The organism is Sutcliffiella sp. NPDC057660 (genome assembly GCF_042800035.1).
In the GTDB taxonomy this organism is placed as follows: domain Bacteria; phylum Bacillota; class Bacilli; order Bacillales; family Bacillaceae_I; genus Sutcliffiella_A.
In genome coordinates, this window is record NZ_JBHVHV010000004.1 from 258,288 (window position 1) to 278,219 (window position 19,932).

Here is a 19,932-nt window from a genome sequence, read left to right on the forward strand (position 1 = left end):
TTCCTCATGAAAATAGTATATACTGTATGTACCATTACATCTGCTTAGGAGGCAGTATTTATGACTGAATCAAATCAACAGAACCAAACATCAGAACCAAAGAAGAAAATCAGCTTACAGGATGCAATTAAAAAGCAGCTTGAGCAAAAGAAAAACCAGGCGGCTGGCGGAAAAGGAAACCTGAATGGTCCTAAATCCCAGCAAAAGATGAAAAGCCAGCAAACAAAGAAGCCAAGTAATACAAGAAGAAAAATGGGCGTCTAATCCGGGACATATCGGTACCGAACTGACCTCATCACAAGAATGCTCCCCCTTTGAATGGGAGGAGTACACTCTGCTGCATACGAATCTTCGTATGCTTTTTTTATTGTCAAATTTTATGAAAGAAACATAATATAGGGATGCAATGCACTTTTGACCATTTTTTGAAAATTCTCCCGACTCAAGCAGAACCATATTTATGGAAGTTTCGTCTTATACATTGTGAGTGTTATATTTTAGTAGAATATTTTATAATAACTGGGGTATTTCTTATAGATAGAAGATTATTAGGTTGTCTGGACGGTCCCCTTATATTGTGGAGAGTGAAGTTTATGAGTGTTAAAAAGAAATTTCCATATTTACTTTTATTGCTTGTCATGCCATTACTTGGATTTATTTATACGATCTTAAATGAAAGACCGAGAAAAGCGACGCAGATTCCATTGCCTATCGACCACGATATCCCTTTCATTGTAGCATTTGTAGTGCCATATATTATTTGGTATGTGTTTGTATTCGGTTATTTGGTATACTTTTGCTTTAAAGATACAGATGTCTATGTAAAAACGCTTCTTACCATTGTTATCGGAGAATTGATCTGCTTTATTATTTATTTCTTTTTTCAGACAACAGTCCCAAGGCCAACAGTCGAAGGGAACGGCTTATTCGTCATGTTGGTGAAGTACATCTATGCGCATGATCGCCCGGTTAATTGCTTCCCGAGTATCCATGTACTGACAACTTACGCGATTATGCTTGCTAGCTTCCATATAAAAAATAAACATAATTTAAACAAATACTTCATTCATATAATGGGGAGCCTTATTATCCTTTCAACGATTTTTATTAAACAGCATGTGGTGCTGGACATGGTGGCATCCATGTTCATGGTCGCTTTTATATACGGAACGGTTTTTGCGATATATAGAATGAGATCGGCAGCAAAAGAGAAGATTGGTGCAATCCAGTAAATCAGGGATTGCCTGTACAATAGCAAATTAAATAAGCGCGCATCGATAAATAACGATGCGCGCCAGTTGTTTACATGATGAGCGGACCAACCTATTAACTTGGTCCGCTCATTTTTTTCATTCAATCAGTTTAATAGTTCGTTTTCAACTGTGAGAAATCTACCGATCCATCCTCTACAAGATGGCAAGCAGACTGTTGTTCTCTGCCTGTAACCGAGTGCAGGATCGGCTCTTCTGTTCTACAGCGATCGAACGCATATGGACAGCGTGTATGGAAACGGCAGCCGGCCGGTGGATCGATTGGGGAAGGGACATCCCCTTTTAAAATGATCCTCTCTCTCTTCTGCCCCAGATTTGTACTAGGAATCGCAGATAGCAAAGCCTTTGTATAAGGATGCTGCGGATTTTCAAAGAGAGATTTCTTATCCGCAATTTCTACAATCTTCCCAAGGTACATGACGATGATACGGTCAGAAATGTGACGGACCACACCTAGGTCATGGGAGATGAAAAGATAAGTCAGCTTGAATTCTCTTTGAAGCTCTTTCAGCAAGTTCAATACCTGAGCCTGAATGGAAACATCCAGTGCGGAGACTGCCTCGTCACAGATGATCAACTTCGGATTAACCGATAGCGCGCGGGCAATACCTACACGCTGGCGCTGCCCTCCACTGAACTCATGGGGATGACGATCTACCTGATGGGCCCCAATGCCAACCGTCTCCAGCAACTCGATAATCTTTTTGCGACGGTCCTTTTTTGGAACTACATTTTGGATTTCCAATGCTTCCTCCAAAATTTGACTGACCGTTTGACGAGGATTCAGAGAAGCATAAGGGTCCTGGAAGATAATCTGCAGATCCTTCCGCTTCTTTCTCATTTGAGCCTTGTTTAATGCTAGAAGATCTTCCCCCTGAAAGTTGACCTCACCTGCATAAGGATTATCAAGGCGAAGAATGGCACGGCCTGTTGTGGACTTTCCGCAGCCGGACTCCCCAACAATACTGACCGTCTCCCCTTCTTTAACCGTAAAGCTGATATCATCAACGGCTTTTACATGGTTGACCGTACGTCCGAAGATGCCGCCTTTAATAGGAAAATATTGTTTCAGGTTTTTCACTTCTAATAACGTCTGATTACTCATGGCCAGCGGCAACCTCCTCTTGGTTCTCCCATTTATCCGTATAGATCCAGCATCGCACCTGATCTCCATCCTCAGCTGTTTCAAGCGCCGGCAATTCGGTCAGGCAGATTGCTTTCGCATGAGGGCAGCGTGGAGCGAAACGACAGCCCTTCGGCAAGTCGAACGGACTAGGAACAGAACCCTGGATCACCGATAAGTCTCCTTCCACATCCTCATCATGCTTTGGCACTGAATTTAAAAGTCCTACGGTATATGGATGTTTCGGACTTGTGAAAATGGTCTGTACATCAGCATATTCCACCACTTTACCACAGTACATGACGGCCACCTTGTCACACATTTCCGCTACAACACCCAAGTCATGTGTGATCAGCATCAGAGAGGTTCCAAGCTCCCCCTGCAGCTTTTTCATCAAATCAAGAATCTGTGCCTGTATCGTCACATCGAGAGCTGTTGTCGGCTCATCGGCAATCAGGAGTTCTGGATTACAGGCAAGGGCAATCGCGATCATGACACGCTGACGCATCCCGCCCGAAAGTTCAAACGGATACTGCTTTGCACGTTTTTCCGGAGAGGGAATACCAACGAGACGCAGCATATCCACCGCCTTCATCCAGGCTTCTTTACGTCCGAGCTTTTGATGTATACGGATGGACTCCGCAATCTGCTCCCCACAGGTCAACGTTGGGTTGAGGGACGTCATCGGCTCCTGGAAAATCATCGACACATTGTTCCCGCGGATCTGCATCATTTCTTTTTTCGTTTTATTCAATAGATTTTCACCTTTGAAATTGATTTCGCCGCCCACTACTCTACCGGCTGGCTCCTGTAATAATCGCAGAATGGATAGGGAGGTGATACTTTTCCCTGAACCTGATTCCCCGACTATTCCTAGCGTCTTTCCTTTTTCAATAGAAAAATCAACACCATCAACCGCCTTCACTTCCCCATCGTCCGTAAAAAAGGAAGTACGCAGTTCTTTCACTTCTAATATCTTATCGTTCTTTGCTAACGTCATCTCTTTTCACCGTCCTTAGTTCAAGTCAATACGTTTGTTAATTAAACGGTATGTGATATCCACCAAAAAGTTAACTGCCACGAATAGTATCGCACATACTAGAATGGTTCCCTGTACCATCGGGAAATCGCGTCGGCTGATGGATTCGATGATAAGCCTTCCTAATCCATTCACCGCAAAAACAGTTTCTGTAATGATCGCTCCACCAAGTAATCCCCCAAACTGTAAACCTACTACAGTTACTACGGGAATAAGGGCATTTCGCAGCGCGTGCTTATAAATTACTAATCTATCACTTACTCCTTTTGCATATGCTGTTCGGATATAATCCTGATTAATGACCTCAAGCATACTCGAACGTGTCATTCTGGCAATAATGGCAGCTCCTCCGGTCCCAATCGTAATGACAGGCATGATCATCTGTTTCCAATCACTTCCCCATCCAGCTACTGGCAGGATTCCAAGGTTAACTGAGAAGAAATAAATCAACATGATACCAAGCCAGAAGTTTGGCATGGAAAGTCCGAATAAAGCAACAATCATGATGGATGTATCTGCAAACGTATACTTTCTTGTTGCAGAAATAATTCCGGCTACAAGCCCAAGAATAACCGATAGCAATGTACCCCAAAGCGCCAGTTCCAAAGTGATCCAAAATCTTGTATCGAAAATTTCGCTGGTAACCGAGCGGTTTGTTCGGATGGAGTTACCTAAGTCACCCTGTACAGCATTCGCCACATAACGGAAATATTGCTCGTGATAGGGGTCATTCAGCCCCAATTTATCGCGCATCGCTTCAACCTGCTCTGGGCTTGCCTGCTCTCCTGACATAATTTGTGCCGGGTCACCAGGGATAAGATGCATCATTAAGAATACCGCTAAGGTTACACCTATCATTACGGGTATGGTCTGAAAAAGTCTACGAATGATATAGATTAGCATGCTGTTTCACCTTCTCACTAATTATTTTTCGTTTTTGGATCTAATGCATCACGCAGTCCATCGCCAAACAAGTTAAAACCGATTACCACCAACAAAATGGTCAATCCAGGGAATAGCGTAATATGCGGAGCCTGTGAAATATAATGGCGACCGGCACTAAGCATTGCTCCCCACTCAGCAGTTGGTGGTTTTGTACCTAATCCCAAAAACGATAAGGCGCTAGCCGTGATAATCGCTGAAGCTATGTAAAGAGTGGCCTGAACGATAATCGGTGAGAGGATGTTAGGCAAAATATGCTTGAATATAATACGGAAGTCGCTTGACCCCATTGCTCGGATTGCATCGATGAATTCTAGCTTCTTAACGGAAAGGGTTGACCCCCTTACAATACGAGCAAAGGTTGGAACGGCAAAGAACGCGACAGCGTAGATTACGTTGATGGTGCTTGCTCCCAAAACACTCACAATGGCAAGAGCCAATAAAATACCTGGGAAAGCAAGGAGGACATCACAAATCCGCATGATGACGGTATCTATCCATCTGCCGTAATAACCTGCTACAATTCCAAGGGCTACCCCAACAATCGCTCCTAAAATAGTAGAAAGAAATCCAACCGTCAAGGAAACTCGCGCTCCATACAGCAAACGGCTGAAAATATCACGGCCTACATCATCTGTTCCCAGCCAATGCTCAGAGGATGGTGACTGCAATTTATTGGTTACTACCATTTCATTAGGGTCATGGGTTGCCAGTAACGGTGCCAAGATTGCCATTAGTATAAAAAACAATACGATGATAGCTCCGGCCATTGCAGCTTTGTTTTTGGCCAGTTTCTTATAAAGAGCTTTCCAGCGTAAAGCTTTGCTGCTCTGGCCATTAACAGGAACTCCTGGTGGTGATGTTTGAAGTTGTGGTTGATCCATATCCTTTTTCTCCCCTTCATAGGTTTGTAACATTAAAATTTTTCTAACAATTTTAATAACTAGATTCTATAATAGCTAGAAAGTCACAATATTACAATAGTTTTTAATCAATGTTCCTACATAATAATTACTTTTGTTTGTGAAATAAAAGTAATAATTCTTCTTTCTAAATATCCCATTTTTTACACAAATGTAATATAAAAATTCGGAATACGAAATTATTATTACGAAAATATTAAAAATTCTACAAATTAGGCTCTTGTGAATTTCTAATTTTTAGATTATTATAAAATTCAGTCAGGCTAATCCATGTATTTCACGGATTTGCTTTGTAACAAACATAATTCAGGGGGGTAAACAGAAAATGAAGTCAAAAAAGAATGTATTCTTGATGCTTCTTCTTTCACTGATGCTGGTCCTATCAGCATGTAGCGGTGGAAACAGCAGCAACAAAACAGATGGGGATACTACCGGTGAAGATGCCGGTAAAGAAGGCGGAGAGCTAGTATTCGTAATCTCTCAAGATGCGCCGACACTTGATCCTCACGGAATGAACGACACTGCGACTACAAATGCAACAACTCAGCTATTTGACCGTTTAACGGAATATGCTGCTGACGGAAGCGTAGTACCTGCACTTGCTGAATCTTTCGAAGCGGTGGATGACACTACTTGGGAATTCAAATTAAAAGAAGGCGTTAAATTCCATGATGGCACTGATTTCAATGCAGATGCTGTTAAAATGACAATCGAACGCATCATCGATCCTGAATTCGCATCTCCACGTGCTGTAGTATTGAACATGATCAAAGAAGTAGTAGTAGTGGATGATTACACTGTTCAATTCAAAACAGAAAAACCATTTGCGCCGCTACCAGCTCACTTAGCGCATAATGCTGGTTCTATCATCGCTCCTTCTGCAATTGAAGAAGAAAACAGCGGCGGTAAAACAGTTTCCGAAAATCCAGTTGGAACTGGACCTTTCAAATTCGTTTCCTGGTCTACTGGATCTGAAATGATTTTTGAAAAGAACGCTGACTACTGGGGAGAAAAGAAGGCAGCTGTTGATACATTGAAATTCGTAGTAGTACCAGAGCAAGCTACTCGTATGGCAATGCTTGAAACTGGTGATGCTCATGTAGCACAAGTTGGTGCATCTGATGTAGAGCGTGCTAAAGGAATGGCTGATGTAACAATCACTTCCGAAAAAAGTACTCGTATGGACTACTTAGGATTCAACATGAACAAGGCTCCTTACGACAACCTGAAAGTGCGTCAAGCAATCTCCATGGCGATCAACAAATCCGACGTTGTTGACGGAATCCTGGATGGCCAAGGTGTACCTGCTGTAGGACCACTTGCTCCTACAGTTGTAGGAAACTTCCAAGACCTTAAACCACTGGAGTATGACGTAGAAGCTGCGAAGAAATTGATGGAAGAAGCTGGATTCGCTGACGGCTTTGAAACTACTCTATTCGTAAACGAAGGTAACAAAGAGCGTTCTGATATTGCCCTTCTTGTACAAGATCAATTAGCTGATATCGGAATCACTGTAAACATCGAAACTATCGAGTGGGGTGCATTCCTTGAGAAGACTGCTGCTGGTGAGCATGAGCTATTCATCCTTGGATGGACTACTGTAACAGCTGATGCGGACTACGGTCTATATGCATTGTTCCATTCATCCGCTTTCGGAGCGCCTGGTAACCGTTCTTTCTACAAAAACGAAAGAGTTGACGAACTACTTGACCTTGGACGTTCTGAAACTGACCAAGCTAAGCGTGACGAAGCATACAAAGAAATCTCTGAAATCCTGGTAGAAGAAGCTCCAATGGTTTACTTGCAACATCCGGACTTCATCTACGGAACTAATGGTGTCGCTTCTGGTTTATTCGTAAACTTCAGTGGTACTCCATTCTTCAAAGATGTAAGACTAAAATAATCGTTTCATAAAGAGATCCTCCGCTTCTTGGAAGTGGAGGATCTTTTGTTTGTTCCATTCTATGCCGACTGGAGGTTTTTATAAGATACAAAGAGGATACTAATCAGAGTAAGTGACAGTAAAATGAAAAAGGCTGGCAATGTCATGGCTTCTGGCAATAGTATGCTTGCAACCATCAACAGTCCACCGATAACCATAGGATAGGAAGCAGGTCTAATAATTTTATTCCATGCATGATTCATGGAAGGGCCTTTCACATGATGGGATGATTGTTCTGGAAGCTTGAATCTTGGAAGAGTATTGGCAGTAGCAATAAGGGAAAAACCAACAATAAGCGGCACCATCATCAGCAGGTTGAAGCTGTTGCCTGAAACTGTATAAAGAAGCGCGATATGAAACAGGAAAAACATAAATGTAAAGGAAAGGAATATGCTTTCAAGACCGTTTTTATATCTTGTATAGTAGTTTTGCAATGCCTTTTGCCTGGAAATCAATAGCAAATTGCTATTCAGAAGAATAAGAGTCAAGGGAAGCACCCAAACGATTACCTCCTCCTTTCCGTACTTTTCTTCCACTACCTCCATATCCGAACCTAAAAAAAAGATGCTTGCTCCAAAAGCAACAAGTATAAGCAATGTGATCAGACTTTTTTTCATCATAGTGTTTTTCCTTCCCCCTTGTTTTGATTAAATTGAATAATCCACTTCATGACATCCTGAAACACACTCGAATTTAAAGAATAATAAACATACTGCCCTTTTTTCTCGGCAAAAACGAGATTCGCATTTTTCAATACGGACAAATGCTGTGAAATACCCGGCTTGCTCATTTCGAAATGATCCGCAATCTCCCCCACAGTCAGATCCCTGTCACGAAGCAGATCCAATATCTTTCTGCGGTTTTCATCAGATAGCGCTTTAAATAATTCATTAATTGACAATGGCGAACCTCCTTTTAAGCATTTAAGTAATTACTTATTTAATTACATGATAACTGTTTTGGGATTATAATGCAATTCTTTTCCCGAAAAAGGAATTCCCAAAGAGAGAATTCCTTTAAATTCACTATTTTGATATATATATCACTCAGCTAGCGGTATTCTTATCCTAAAAGCCGTTCCTTTGCCATACTCACTCGAAGCATCGATCCTTCCTTTCAGCAGTTGAACAATTTGAAAGGAAATGGTCAATCCTATACCTGTTCCCATATCTTTGGTCGAATAGAAAGGAGTCCCGATTCTGCTCAGTTGGGCAGAGGTCATTCCAATTCCGTCATCCGCTATTTCGATAACCGCATTTTCCTTTTCGCGGAAAGCATGGACAGATATGGTACCCCCTTCGCCAATGGCCTCTATTCCGTTCTTGATGATGTTTATCAGAACCTGTTTCACTTCATCCTTATTTGCTTTAATGTATAATTCCCCTTCAATCGAATGCTGGAAGGTAATGCTCTGGATATTCGTATAAGTGGACATCAGCTGCACCACATTTTCAATTTCCTTTGTGAGATTCATTCTACTGAATTCCTGTTTATTGGGTTTAGCAAGTGAAAGATAATCCTGAATGATGGCCTGTGCCCGATCGAGCTCTCCTATCGATATTTCAATATATTTTTTCTGTGCATCATTTAAATTTCCATCCTTGCTCATCAGCTGCAGGAATCCGCGTGTGGAGGTCATCGGATTTCTCACTTCATGTGCTACAGAGGCTGCAAGCTCACTAACGACCTTCAGCTTTTCAGATCGCTGCAGTTCACGCTGTAAATTCATCTGCATATTCAAATTTTCAATGATTAGCATCACAGTTACCAATGTCACCCATGTAACAAAGGACACAAGAAAGGTGACGAATATCTCGTCATGTTCATTTATCAGGATTAGACGTACGGTCCTTGTCAGTGTAATGAAGAAGAATAGAATGCTGACAACCAGAATCTTAATCTTTTTTTCCAACCCCTGAAACCACATAGAAAAGATGGATAACAGCACCGCCACGATAGCATAGTTCACCACCATGATCAGAAAGCCAGGTTCATCCAAAATAAACAAATATCCCAGCATCGCAAGCAACAAGGTAATTCCAAGGATCCAACCCCCATACATAAATGCAAGGATGATTGGAATGATTTTCTGGTCATAGGTATCTCCATTGGTCACTTCAATCGGGAAGGACATCGTAAAAATGAGCATAATCAGCAATACCATAAGAAATTCATAATTGATTCTTTTCGTAAAATCCGTTATGCCTTTGCTTAAAAATTGATGATAAAAAAGAATAGGAAATAATATGATTAAGACATGATATAAAACGTGCCCGATATTTTCAAACATACCAACGCTCCTACAGGCCTAGACTCGACGTTAATTTATGTATTACTTCTAATACTTCGCCTTTCGCATCATTTTCTCCTTCTGACAGGCAAAAGAAAAACCAGCTCAATAGGCTGGTTTTTCGTTATGCATATTTCATTTCCTGTTCTTTCTTAAAAAACTCCTTCATCGCATGAAATACATCCGGCTTCTGCTTCAGAATGTAGTGACGGAATTTTTCATCGTTGACATTTTTATAGGCTGACATGAGAGTGGAGTGCCTATTATACTGATTTACCTCTCCATAGCCGAACATATTGGATACCTTCATCAGCTCCCCTACCAGCTTCACACAGCGTTGATTATCAGAGGTCAGGTTATCCCCATCTGAAAAATGGAACGGATAAATATTAAATCGAGTTGGATTGTATTTCGTATCAATCAGTTCCAAAGCTTTTCGATACGCCGACGAGCAGATCGTACCACCGCTCTCACCCTTGGAGAAAAAGTCCTCTTCACTTACGACCTTCGCTTCCGTATGATGGGCGATAAATTCAATTTCCACTGTTTCGTACTTCGTGCGCAGAAAGCGTGTCATCCAGAAGAAGAAGCTTCTGGCCATGTACTTCTCCCACATGCCCATGGACCCGCTCGTATCCATCATCATTAGCACCACTGCCTTGGATTCCGGTTTCACCACTTCATTCCATGTCTTGAATTTCAGGTCCTCCTGAAAGATGGGATGAAAGCTGGCAGTTCCTTTCATGGCATTCCGTTTATATGCCGACATCATGGTACGCTTCTTATCGATATTCCCCATTAATCCGGTGCGTCTTATATCATTGAATTCATAGTGTTCTATGATATTTTCATCTCGTTCCTTCTGCTGCAGATTCGGAAGCTCCAACTGGTTGAATAATGCGGCCTCTAAATCCATCATCGATACTTCCGCCTCATAATAGTCCTCACCAGCCTGATCTCCTGCTCCCTGCCCTTTTCCTGGACCCTTCTGCTGACCCGACCCGTCCCTGGCAACCACATCGCCTACCTGACTTTCTCCATCGCCTTGGCCAACGTGCTTGTTTTTGTCATAATTATAACGAATTCTGTACTCATCTAAAGACCTGATTGGAATCTTTACGACCTCTTTGCCATTTGACATTACAATGTTCTCTTCTGTAATAAGATCTGGCAAATTATTCTTGATAGCCTCCTGGACCTTTTCCTGATGGCGCTTCTGGTCGTCGTGGCCTTTTCGATGGAGGGACCAATCCTCTTTGGATACTACAAAATTCGTCTCATCTGACATCGTCATTCGATATCCCTCCTTTTATTTGGTTAAAAAAACATTTTTACACTTACCGGAACATTTTTGTCATAAGTCACATACAATATCTTGTTGAAATTTTAAAGAGACCAACCTTCTATCAAAAGAAAGGTTGGTTACTCTATCCTATGCACGCAAACGGAATAATTGACAGATTATTTAGATAATTAGGCTCGTAATACGTCAAAATTAGACAAGCGTCAATGCTTTCTTAGTATTACTAGATTTATGCATAAAGCAGCTCGTTTTATACTGATATAGAAAAATAAAAAGGCTGGGACAAAACTAAAAAATGCCAATAAAAGACGAACTATATAAGTTCCGGCTCTAAATACCGCTATTGATTTCCGTGCAAGACTTCGCTTTCCGCGGTGACTCGTGAGCCTCCTCGGCTTCGCCTGCGGGGTCTCACATTGGCCACTGCTCCTGCAGGACAAGGAAGGCTTCGTAAGCCATACATCGCACGCAGAAAATGCTCGCATTTTCAAGGAGTCTCCGTCTTGCACTCCAATCAGCCGCTGGTGTAACCTAGAAACTGAACAAATACTTCAAAAAAGACCCGAACTAATTGAATTTTTCAATCAAATTAGTTCGGGTTTTATTTAGGCTAAAACACTTATGTCCCAGCCTCACTCTTTTTCATTTTTTTCATTATCTTCATGCTGCTTTGGATCCCGTTCCTGGTCCGTTTTATTTTCCTTAAGCTGCTCCATTTCCTTAGCCAGCTTTTCCATTTCCTTTTCGTTTGGCGCCATTGTATTTTCTATTTCATTAGATTTTTCTTTTTTCATTGTTATCACCTCTTATTCTTAATTTTCCCATTCTGAGTGGATATGAAACCAATGAGCCTGTTATTGTGCCTTCCTACCTATTTTGCGAGTTGGAGGAGGGGGTATGGACTTGGTATCATTATGATGAGCTTTTGGAGGAGGGATGAGGGGGATGAAGCTCTTCATTGAAACTGTGAAAAGCTTTTGAGTGGCTTTCTTCTTGTGAAATGTCCATCATAAGCTTGATGATGGACTTTTTTGCCGGATTCTTCATGCAAAATGGCCTTCATAAACCGGATGATGGACTTTTTTACTGGTTTCTTCATACGAAAAGGCCTTCATCAAAACGATGAAGGCCTGTTTATTTTACTCTCGTCATCCACTATCTGTTCAGCAAGCTTCCCACATAGCGCAGCAGGTCATTGGCGGAGGTGGAATTATAGCCGTGCTCATCCACCAATCGGGCCACTACCTCATTTATCTTCTTCAATTGCGTCTCATCCGGGGTTTTAGAAGAAGTCGTAATCTTCACCACATCCTTCAAATCAGCAAACAGCTTCTTCTGGATCGCTTCTCTCAGTCGCTCATGGGAGTTGTAGTCAAACCGCTTCCCTTTGCGCGCATAGGCGGAGATGCGAATCAGAATCTCTTCACGGAATGCCTTCTTCGCATTTTCCGATATACCGATCTGCTCCTCAATGGAACGCATCAGCTTTTCGTCAGCACTCATTTCTTCCCCGGTTAACGGATCACGCAGTTTCGCTTTATTGCAATACGCCTCCACGTTATCCAGGTAGTTATCCATCAATGTCTTCGCGGACTCCTCATAGGAATACACGAACGCTTTCTGGACTTCCTTTTTCGCAATATTATCATATTCTTTTCTGGCAACAGAGATGAAGTTCAGGAATCGCTCACGATCCTCATTCGAAATCGAGGCATGCTGATCAAGTCCTTCTTTTAGGGAACGCAGCACATCAAGCGCATTGATGGATGGTACCTCTTTTCGAATAATCGTGGACGAAATACGGTTGATAACATAACGAGGGTCGATCCCGCTCATACCTTCATCCCCATACTCCTTTTTCAGCTCCTGAATATCGACCGAGTTGAAGCCCTCCACCGACTCTCCATCATACAGGCGCATCTTCTTCACCAGATCAATATCACCACGCTTGGCTTCCTTCAAGCGGGTCAGAATCGTAAACATCGCTGCCACTCTTAACGTATGTGGAGCAATATGGACGTTCGCAACATCGCTCTCATTAATCATCTTCTCATATATTCTTTCTTCTTCTGTAAGCCTCAAGTTATATGGAACCGGCATTACGATAATCCGCGAATGCAAAGCCTCATTCTTCTTATTAGCAATAAACGAGCGATATTCCGTTTCGTTCGTATGGGCCACAATCAGTTCATCCGCACTGATGAGCGCAAAACGCCCAGCCTTGAAATTCCCTTCCTGCGTCAAGGACAATAAGTGCCATAGAAATTTCTCATCGCACTTAAGCATCTCCTGGAATTCCATCATCCCACGGTTTGCCTTATTGAGTTCCCCATCAAAACGATAGGCACGCGGATCGGATTCAGAACCAAACTCCGCAATGGTTGAAAAGTCGATACTGCCAGTCAGATCTGCAATATCCTGCGACTTCGGATCGGATGGACTGAAGGTACCAATTCCGACACGCTGATTCTCCGATAGGAAAATCCGTTCCACCAATACATCCTCAATACGTCCTCCATATTCCTTTTCAAGCCTCATCATATTCAATGGCGAAAGATTACCTTCAATTCGAATGCCATATTCCTGATAGAAGTCATCCCTTAAATGGTGCGGGATCAGATGAAGGGGATCCTCATGCATCGGGCACCCCTTGATAGCAAAAATTGCTCCACGTTCTGTATGGGAATACTGCTCCAACCCTCTTTTTAAAATGGTGACGAGCGTCGATTTCCCCCCACTGACAGGTCCCATCAGAAGAAGAATCCTTTTTCGGACATCCAACCGCTTTGCTGCTGGATGAAAGTACTCCTCCACCAATCGCTCCAATGCTTCCTCCAAGCCGAACAAAGCACTGCTGAAGAAATTATACTTCCGCTGGCCATTTACCTCTTCCACGCCAGCATCTTTGATCATATTGTAAACCCTTGAATGAGCGGATTGCGCTACCCATGGTTCCTTATTTATAATCTCCAAGTACTCTCCGAAGGTTCCTTCCCACTTCAGCCGCTGTTCTTCTTCCCGATACTTTTCAATTTTTCTTAAAATATCCATAAGGACCTCCCCTTTATTACATCTTCAAGAGCGTGATTGCGTGATTAATATACTCTATGCCCATCCTGAGTGAAACATGCTAAGAAAAGCGGAGCCTGCGAAGCTAGACAATGAACAGCGGAACCAGCTCGCTTAGCCCCGACATAAAAAAGGCTGTCATAAATTATCCACACATTCCATTCACATTACTTGTCCTTTGGGATATAATATAGATAGTATGCTTACTTGAAACTACCTTACATAAGGAGGAATTAACGATGGGAACAAGCGGATTCCTGATTCTTGCCGTATGCCTTGCTTTCCTTACAGCAATTTTCACTGCTGGCTTTGAAGGAAAACCAGGTACTCGTAAAAAGTAATTACAGCACATACAAAAAAGGCCTCCACATGGAAGGCCTTTTCTATTTACACTTCCGGACACTCGATGGAAAGATCCGGATAGCCCTGCTGTCGCAAAGCTTCATATATTAAAATTGCTGCGGTGTTCGATAGGTTCAACGAACGGACATTGGTCGTCATCGGTAAACGCAGGCACTGCTCTAAATTGCTCTGAATCAAGTCCTTCGGCAAACCGGTCGTCTCTCTCCCGAAAACAAAAAAGTAGTCTTTTTCCAGACTGCTGTAATCAAAAGAGCTATGCGTTTTTGTTCCAAACTTCGTAACATAGAAAAATTCAGCTTCCTTGTGTTTCTCAAAAAATTCTTCCAAAGAATCGTAATATAACACGCTCACAAATTCCCAATAATCCAGGCCAGCTCTTTTCAGCATTTTATCATCTGTCGAAAAGCCTAAAGGTCGGATCAGGTGCAAAGTAGTGTTCGTTGCTGCACAAGTACGTGCGATATTTCCAGTATTAGCCGGAATCTCTGGTTGATATAGTACTACATGTAATCCCACAATCGTCACCTCAATTTATACCTCAAATATTTCCTATACAACAATACCTTTTTATTGAATGAGAATCAACCTTTAATTCCTGTCGATGATATGAAAAAATTTGTATTTGATATTCGGTGTATATGCTGTGGAATCCTCATACTTCCAATACCGCATTCTACTATTATAAGTGTGCGCATTTACCAGTGGTTCATTATTCGGGTCCTTGGCTACCACAATCGTATTATGGTCAAATCGACCATCACCTTCAAAATCATAACAGATGACATCCCCTGGCATGAGTAGATCCGCACGCGCAACCTCCCTTGACTTCATTCCTGATTTTGCAACAGGGAGATACCATCGGAGGGCATTTGCGACAGTCCACGTGTAGCTCCAGTCTTTGTTCCTCATCCACCACGCACCGCTTTTCTTCGGATAACCAACCATTGGAGCCCCGCCTTCATGCAAGCACTGAGAAATGTAATTTGTACAGTCCACATCAAATTTCTTGTACTTTGGATTAAACGTATTCCACCATTGCTCCGCGTAGCGCACCGCTTCCAACCTATTGTAAGTAAATCTCACATTTCTATCCAAGTCTTCCTCCTCCACGGATGGAAGGGAGACCTCATGCATATTCGCTCCCTCTTCATGCAAGGGTATATCTTGGACCACATCCCCCCCGTGACAAACTGCATAGCGGTGATCGGATTCCTCCTCCATATACAACTCTTCATTTAGTTTTATGAGGTACCTTACATGCACTTCATATATGGCTGTCTCCTCGTCCATATCCCTGTTCATAGATAGGATTCTCCCCATTGCGGAACATTTCACGATTTCCGCTCCTCGCCTTCTATGCATCTCCTTCTTTCTTGAAATAGTATCTTCATTAATAAATGATCTACCTGTTTGCCTGCTTTTATATACATACTGATCCAACCTGTCCTGAACATGCAACATAAGCTTCTCTCTCATGTACAACCCTCCATCATATTATCCTTATATTCATAGTATGATGGGGAATTGATAAACATTAGAAAAAGTTGGAATACAAAAAAGACGAGAGTTTCACCCCTCGCCTTTTAGCATCGCCATTCCTTTATCGATTTCAGATAGTACAACCTCGTCCTGTTCTGTCTCTTTTAACTTTATTAATGCTTCCAACGCAGATAAGTCACCTATCTTTCCGACAGCCCAGGCAGCAGTACCGCGAATAACAGGCCTAGTATCATGCTTCATCAATTCCAATAGATCAGGAACAGCCGTCTTGTCCTTATAATGTGCCAGCGCTAAAATGGCATTACGCTGGATTGGCTTCTTCCCTCTCCACGAGCCGGATATCCTTCCAAACCTATCCTTGAATTCCCTATTTGATATCGTAAGAAGAGGCCTCAGCTTTGGCTTCACAATTTCTGGATCAGGCTCCATTTCAGGATGCAAATGAAAGTCCATCCCCTTGTTTTCAGGACATACCGTCTGACATGTATCACAGCCATAAAGTCGGTTACCGAGCTTTGACCGATACTCCTCTGCCAGAAAACCTTTCGTCTGTGTCAAAAAAGCAATGCATTTATTCGAATCGAGCTGTCCACCTTGAACAAGCGCACCTGTCGGACAAACCTCCACACATTTATTGCAAGTACCGCAATTATCCTCCAAAGGCTGATCCGGCTCAAAGGCAATGGTCGTAATCATTTCCCCAAGGTACACATAAGACCCAAACTCGGGAGTAATGATTGCACAATTCTTACCGCTCCAGCCGATCCCTGCACGTTCCGCTACAGCACGGTCACTAAGCTCACCTGTATCAACCATTGATTTCATAGATGCATCAGGATGTTTCTCCCTTATGAATGCCTCCAGCTGCTGGAGCTTATCCCTTAATAAATGATGATAATCCACTCCCCAGGAAGCACGGCAGAAAATCCCTCTCCGATCCTCCCGTGTACTCCGTGGAGCATCCTTTAGCTTCGACGGATAGGCCAAGGCGATGGCAATGATTGATTTAGCTCTTGGAAGCAGCAATTCAGGATTCGTCCTCTTCTCAATATCCGACTCCTCAAAGCCGGACTGAAACCCGTTTTCCTGCTGAACCCGAAGCCTCTCCTTCAATCCGGTAAAGACACCTGCACTTGCAAATCCGATTTTATCGATACCAATCTCTTTGCTAAAAGCAATTATCTCGTCTTTCAGCTTCTGGTTGGCTATATTCAAAATAAACACCTCCTTTATAAAAACGGCTTAAAGCCTTTCTATCAGTCATCATTTCTATATCCTAAACGAAATATGTTACACTTACCATATTGAAAACAATGGAAGGGATGAAAAGTATGAGAGTAACGCTGGAATCTACAGTCAAAGAACTTATCCCCAATGCAAAATTCGGTATCATATTCTATGAAGATATCACAATTGGCAGCTCTCCTCAAATGCTGAAAGGAAGGATCCGATTATTCCAGGAATCCTTGAACATAGACCTAGTGGATAAAGAGATGAAAGACATTCCGGGAATAATGGAATGGCGATCTATTTTCAAACAGACCGGAACAGACCCTTCCAGATATCGTCCTTCAGTGGAAGCCCTTTATCGCCGTATAAAAAAAGGACAGTTCCTGGAGCCTTTCAACTCTGCTGTAGACCTGAATAATTTCTTTTCCCTGAAATATGAAATCCCTCTTGGCATCTATGATTCCACTAAGATTAACGGGGATATCTCCATCACAATTGGAGAGGAAGATAACACCTACGAAGGACTGAACGGCCGTGAAGTCACCCTTCATAACATGGTACATACAAAAGACGCCACAAGCTCCTTCGGCAGTCCCTTTGTAGACAGCAAAAGAACAGCCATCACAGAAGCCACCACCTCAGCAGTACATATCATATACCTTAAACCCTCCATGGACAATACAGAATGCCAAGAAATGCTGGAAGCCATTCTAAAAATGTTCACCCAGGTCCATGGCGGCACGGGACGCGTGGTCATGGTGGGGACAGGTTCCTTGTCCCACATAAACAGAACCATGTAAATGGAGAGCCTCTTCTTTAAACTAGAAGGGGCATTTTCATTCGTACCCATATATGAACAAATTAAAAAACGCAATGCATCGTTTTCAAGAAACGAGACACTGCGTTATATACTATGTATGGAGCGGGTGATGGGAATCGAACCCACGACATCAGCTTGGAAGGCTGAGGTTTTACCATTAAACTACACCCGCATAGACAGGTTGGATAACTTGTCTATAAAATAAGTACCGGTGGCCGGGGTCGAACCGGCACTCCAGAGGAACACGATTTTGAGTCGTGCGCGTCTGCCAATTCCGCCACACCGGCATAACAATAACTCAACTATTCAAATGGTGCCGAGGACCGGAATCGAACCGGTACGGTAGTCACCTACCGCAGGATTTTAAGTCCTGTGCGTCTGCCAGTTCCGCCACCCCGGCTTATATAGTTATAAGCCTTCGTTTTTGAATAGTGGAGGTGGCAACCGGATTTGAACCGGTGATAAAGGTTTTGCAGACCTTGGCCTTACCACTTGGCTATGCCACCTGAATTTTTTTTGGAGCGGAAGACGGGATTCGAACCCGCGACCCCCACCTTGGCAAGGTGGTGTTCTACCACTGAACTACTTCCGCAAAATGGCTGGGCTAGCTGGATTCGAACCAACGCATGTCGCAGTCAAAGTGCGATGCCTTACCGCTTGGCTATAGCCCAATAATATTGCTTTTAATATTTATGCTATTTGTATTGATCTATATGACTAAATCAATCATTTAAAAATAATGGGGCGACTGATGGGAATCGAACCCACGAATGCCTGAACCACAATCAGGTGCGTTAACCACTTCGCCACAACCGCCACAATATGAATATAATTGGCAGGGGCAGTAGGAATCGAACCCACACCGGAGGTTTTGGAGACCTCTGTTCTACCGTTAAACTATGCCCCTATAGATGAATATGTTACTCTTTTTAAAAAAATGGTGGAGGGGGGCAGATTCGAACTGCCGAACCCTAAGGAGCGGATTTACAGTCCGCCGCGTTTAGCCACTTCGCTACCCCTCCATATATGTGGTGCCGGCGATAGGAGTCGAACCCACGACCTACTGATTACAAGTCAGTTGCTCTACCAACTGAGCTACACCGGCAAATGAGAAAGGATGATTATTTTCACTACGTGAAAGAATCAAAGTGGCTCGGGACGGAATCGAACCGCCGACACATGGATTTTCAGTCCATTGCTCTACCAACTGAGCTACCGAGCCTTATAAATGGCGGTCCCGACCGGGATCGAACCGGCGATCTCCTGCGTGACAGGCAGGCATGTTAACCGCTACACCACGGGACCATTTTGGTTGCGGGGACAGGATTTGAACCTGCGACCTTCGGGTTATGAGCCCGACGAGCTACCAGACTGCTCCACCCCGCGATAATAATAATTAAGTTATAGTATTCTATAAAAACTTAATGGTGGAGGATGACGGGATCGAACCGCCGACCCTCTGCTTGTAAGGCAGATGCTCTCCCAGCTGAGCTAATCCTCCTATGTATGGGGAAAGTTATTTTCGCTAGCGCGAAAAAACTATGGTGACCCGTACGGGATTCGAACCCGTGTTACCGCCGTGAAAGGGCGGTGTCTTAACCGCTTGACCAACGGGCCAACAAATAATGGCGGAGAGCAAGGGATTTGAACCCTTGAGACGGCGTTGACCGTCTACACGATTTCCAATCGTGCTCCTTCGGCCACTCGGACAGCTCTCCATAATATGGCTCCACCAGTAGGATTCGAACCTACGACCCTTCGGTTAACAGCCGAATGCTCTACCGCTGAGCTATGGTGGATCAATATCAGCCTGGCAACGTCCTACTCTCACAGGGGGACAACCCCCAACTACCATCGGCGCTGAAGAGCTTAACTTCCGTGTTCGGTATGGGAACGGGTGTGGCCTCTTCGCCATCATTACCAGACAAATATTATTATAATATATCTTTGAAGAAAATCAAGCGTTTTTTTGCTATATTCCTTCAAAACTAGATAACGTTTTTTCTTACCAAGATTCACAAGTGTCGTTCATTGTTTTTGGGTTAAGTCCTCGATCGATTAGTATTCGTCAGCTCCACATGTCGCCATGCTTCCACCTCGAACCTATCTACCTGATC

18 protein-coding genes, 17 tRNA genes and 1 rRNA gene are annotated in these 19,932 nt (G+C 43.1%); 4 read left to right on the top strand and 32 right to left on the bottom strand.

What is annotated here, in order from left to right:
• The first annotated feature begins 60 nt into the window (after positions 1-60).
• Both ACFVAD_RS05940 and ACFVAD_RS05945 read left to right on the top strand, forming a co-directional pair.
• Positions 61-264, top strand: coding sequence for a hypothetical protein (locus tag ACFVAD_RS05940; protein ID WP_386637085.1), 204 nt, complete (start codon positions 61-63; stop codon positions 262-264).
• 329 nt (positions 265-593) lie between these two features.
• Positions 594-1,232, top strand: coding sequence for a phosphatase PAP2 family protein (locus ACFVAD_RS05945; protein ID WP_386637087.1), 639 nt, complete (start codon positions 594-596; stop codon positions 1,230-1,232).
• A gap of 130 nt (positions 1,233-1,362) precedes the next feature.
• Here the strand turns inward: ACFVAD_RS05945 and ACFVAD_RS05950 are convergent, their stop codons facing one another.
• From ACFVAD_RS05950 to nikC, 4 genes are read right to left on the bottom strand one after another with little or no spacing between them, the layout of a single operon-like run.
• Entirely contained in the window at positions 1,363-2,376 is a 1,014-nt protein-coding gene (locus tag ACFVAD_RS05950; RefSeq protein WP_386637089.1) for an ABC transporter ATP-binding protein, read from the bottom strand.
• Positions 2,369-3,394, bottom strand: coding sequence for an ABC transporter ATP-binding protein (locus tag ACFVAD_RS05955; RefSeq protein WP_386637091.1), 1,026 nt, complete (start codon positions 3,392-3,394; stop codon positions 2,369-2,371). The genes ACFVAD_RS05950 and ACFVAD_RS05955 overlap by 8 nt, the downstream gene beginning before the upstream one ends.
• Positions 3,395-3,409: 15 nt before the next feature.
• A complete protein-coding gene (locus ACFVAD_RS05960; RefSeq protein ID WP_386637092.1) occupies positions 3,410-4,336 on the bottom strand; it encodes an ABC transporter permease in 927 nt (308 codons plus the stop codon).
• Between the two features lie 17 nt (positions 4,337-4,353).
• A complete protein-coding gene (nikC, locus tag ACFVAD_RS05965; RefSeq protein ID WP_386637094.1) occupies positions 4,354-5,259 on the bottom strand; it encodes a nickel transporter permease in 906 nt (301 codons plus the stop codon).
• A gap of 364 nt (positions 5,260-5,623) precedes the next feature.
• Between nikC and ACFVAD_RS05970 the strand changes: the two genes are divergently transcribed.
• The gene (locus ACFVAD_RS05970) at positions 5,624-7,201 is read left to right on the top strand and encodes a glutathione ABC transporter substrate-binding protein (RefSeq protein ID WP_386637096.1); all 1,578 of its coding nucleotides are present in this window, start codon (positions 5,624-5,626) and stop codon (positions 7,199-7,201) included.
• 59 nt (positions 7,202-7,260) lie between these two features.
• On the opposite strand, the gene ACFVAD_RS05975 is transcribed toward ACFVAD_RS05970, so the two are convergent.
• The 10 genes from ACFVAD_RS05975 to queG all read right to left on the bottom strand — a co-directional run bounded on the left by ACFVAD_RS05975 (position 7,261) and on the right by queG (position 16,980).
• The gene (locus ACFVAD_RS05975; RefSeq protein ID WP_386637098.1) at positions 7,261-7,860 is read right to left on the bottom strand and encodes an SdpI family protein; all 600 of its coding nucleotides are present in this window, start codon (positions 7,858-7,860) and stop codon (positions 7,261-7,263) included.
• On the bottom strand, positions 7,857-8,135 hold the full coding sequence (locus ACFVAD_RS05980) for an autorepressor SdpR family transcription factor (RefSeq protein WP_386637156.1): 279 nt from the start codon (positions 8,133-8,135) through the stop codon (positions 7,857-7,859). The genes ACFVAD_RS05975 and ACFVAD_RS05980 overlap by 4 nt, the downstream gene beginning before the upstream one ends.
• Before the next feature lie 147 nt (positions 8,136-8,282).
• Positions 8,283-9,530: an ATP-binding protein gene (locus ACFVAD_RS05985; RefSeq protein ID WP_386637100.1), complete on the bottom strand. Its 1,248-nt coding sequence runs from the start codon at positions 9,528-9,530 to the stop codon at positions 8,283-8,285.
• 124 nt (positions 9,531-9,654) lie between these two features.
• Positions 9,655-10,824: a sporulation protein YhbH gene (yhbH, locus tag ACFVAD_RS05990; protein ID WP_386637102.1), complete on the bottom strand. Its 1,170-nt coding sequence runs from the start codon at positions 10,822-10,824 to the stop codon at positions 9,655-9,657.
• A gap of 641 nt (positions 10,825-11,465) precedes the next feature.
• Positions 11,466-11,627, bottom strand: coding sequence for a hypothetical protein (locus ACFVAD_RS05995; protein WP_386637104.1), 162 nt, complete (start codon positions 11,625-11,627; stop codon positions 11,466-11,468).
• A 161-nt stretch (positions 11,628-11,788) separates the two neighbouring features.
• Complete coding sequence (locus tag ACFVAD_RS06000; protein WP_386637106.1) at positions 11,789-11,932, bottom strand: hypothetical protein; 144 nt, start codon at positions 11,930-11,932, stop codon at positions 11,789-11,791.
• A gap of 56 nt (positions 11,933-11,988) precedes the next feature.
• Positions 11,989-13,884 (bottom strand): PrkA family serine protein kinase, encoded by a 1,896-nt coding sequence (locus ACFVAD_RS06005; RefSeq protein WP_386637108.1) that lies wholly within the window; start codon positions 13,882-13,884, stop codon positions 11,989-11,991.
• A gap of 405 nt (positions 13,885-14,289) precedes the next feature.
• Entirely contained in the window at positions 14,290-14,790 is a 501-nt protein-coding gene (gene trmL, locus ACFVAD_RS06010) for a tRNA (uridine(34)/cytosine(34)/5-carboxymethylaminomethyluridine(34)-2'-O)-methyltransferase TrmL (protein WP_386637110.1), read from the bottom strand.
• A 63-nt stretch (positions 14,791-14,853) separates the two neighbouring features.
• Positions 14,854-15,741: an amidase domain-containing protein gene (locus tag ACFVAD_RS06015; protein WP_386637112.1), complete on the bottom strand. Its 888-nt coding sequence runs from the start codon at positions 15,739-15,741 to the stop codon at positions 14,854-14,856.
• 93 nt (positions 15,742-15,834) lie between these two features.
• Complete coding sequence (gene queG, locus ACFVAD_RS06020; protein WP_386637114.1) at positions 15,835-16,980, bottom strand: tRNA epoxyqueuosine(34) reductase QueG; 1,146 nt, start codon at positions 16,978-16,980, stop codon at positions 15,835-15,837.
• Positions 16,981-17,096: 116 nt separating this feature from the next.
• On the opposite strand from queG, the gene ACFVAD_RS06025 reads away from it, so the two are divergent.
• Positions 17,097-17,795, top strand: a complete 699-nt coding sequence (locus ACFVAD_RS06025; protein ID WP_386637116.1) for a B3/B4 domain-containing protein — start codon at positions 17,097-17,099, stop codon at positions 17,793-17,795.
• A gap of 118 nt (positions 17,796-17,913) precedes the next feature.
• Here ACFVAD_RS06025 and ACFVAD_RS06030 read toward each other — a convergent pair.
• From ACFVAD_RS06030 to rrf, 18 genes are all read right to left on the bottom strand, one after another.
• Positions 17,914-17,987: transfer RNA gene (locus ACFVAD_RS06030), tRNA-Gly, on the bottom strand.
• 34 nt (positions 17,988-18,021) lie between these two features.
• A tRNA-Leu gene (locus tag ACFVAD_RS06035) sits at positions 18,022-18,102 on the bottom strand.
• 24 nt (positions 18,103-18,126) lie between these two features.
• Positions 18,127-18,215, bottom strand: a tRNA-Leu gene (locus ACFVAD_RS06040).
• 32 nt (positions 18,216-18,247) lie between these two features.
• Positions 18,248-18,321: transfer RNA gene (locus tag ACFVAD_RS06045), tRNA-Cys, on the bottom strand.
• 11 nt (positions 18,322-18,332) lie between these two features.
• Positions 18,333-18,407 (bottom strand) — tRNA-Gly (locus ACFVAD_RS06050).
• A 4-nt stretch (positions 18,408-18,411) separates the two neighbouring features.
• Positions 18,412-18,486: transfer RNA gene (locus ACFVAD_RS06055), tRNA-Gln, on the bottom strand.
• Between the two features lie 69 nt (positions 18,487-18,555).
• Positions 18,556-18,631, bottom strand: a tRNA-His gene (locus ACFVAD_RS06060).
• A 17-nt stretch (positions 18,632-18,648) separates the two neighbouring features.
• Positions 18,649-18,722, bottom strand: a tRNA-Trp gene (locus tag ACFVAD_RS06065).
• Between the two features lie 31 nt (positions 18,723-18,753).
• Positions 18,754-18,837 (bottom strand) — tRNA-Tyr (locus tag ACFVAD_RS06070).
• Positions 18,838-18,844: 7 nt separating this feature from the next.
• Positions 18,845-18,920: transfer RNA gene (locus ACFVAD_RS06075), tRNA-Thr, on the bottom strand.
• Between the two features lie 44 nt (positions 18,921-18,964).
• A tRNA-Phe gene (locus tag ACFVAD_RS06080) sits at positions 18,965-19,037 on the bottom strand.
• Between the two features lie 7 nt (positions 19,038-19,044).
• Positions 19,045-19,120 (bottom strand) — tRNA-Asp (locus ACFVAD_RS06085).
• Positions 19,121-19,124: 4 nt separating this feature from the next.
• A tRNA-Met gene (locus ACFVAD_RS06090) sits at positions 19,125-19,201 on the bottom strand.
• A gap of 39 nt (positions 19,202-19,240) precedes the next feature.
• Positions 19,241-19,316: transfer RNA gene (locus ACFVAD_RS06095), tRNA-Val, on the bottom strand.
• A gap of 41 nt (positions 19,317-19,357) precedes the next feature.
• Positions 19,358-19,432: transfer RNA gene (locus ACFVAD_RS06100), tRNA-Glu, on the bottom strand.
• A gap of 9 nt (positions 19,433-19,441) precedes the next feature.
• Positions 19,442-19,533, bottom strand: a tRNA-Ser gene (locus ACFVAD_RS06105).
• 6 nt (positions 19,534-19,539) lie between these two features.
• Positions 19,540-19,614, bottom strand: a tRNA-Asn gene (locus ACFVAD_RS06110).
• A gap of 9 nt (positions 19,615-19,623) precedes the next feature.
• Positions 19,624-19,740 (bottom strand): 5S ribosomal RNA (rrf, locus tag ACFVAD_RS06115).
• Positions 19,741-19,932 lie beyond the last annotated feature (192 nt).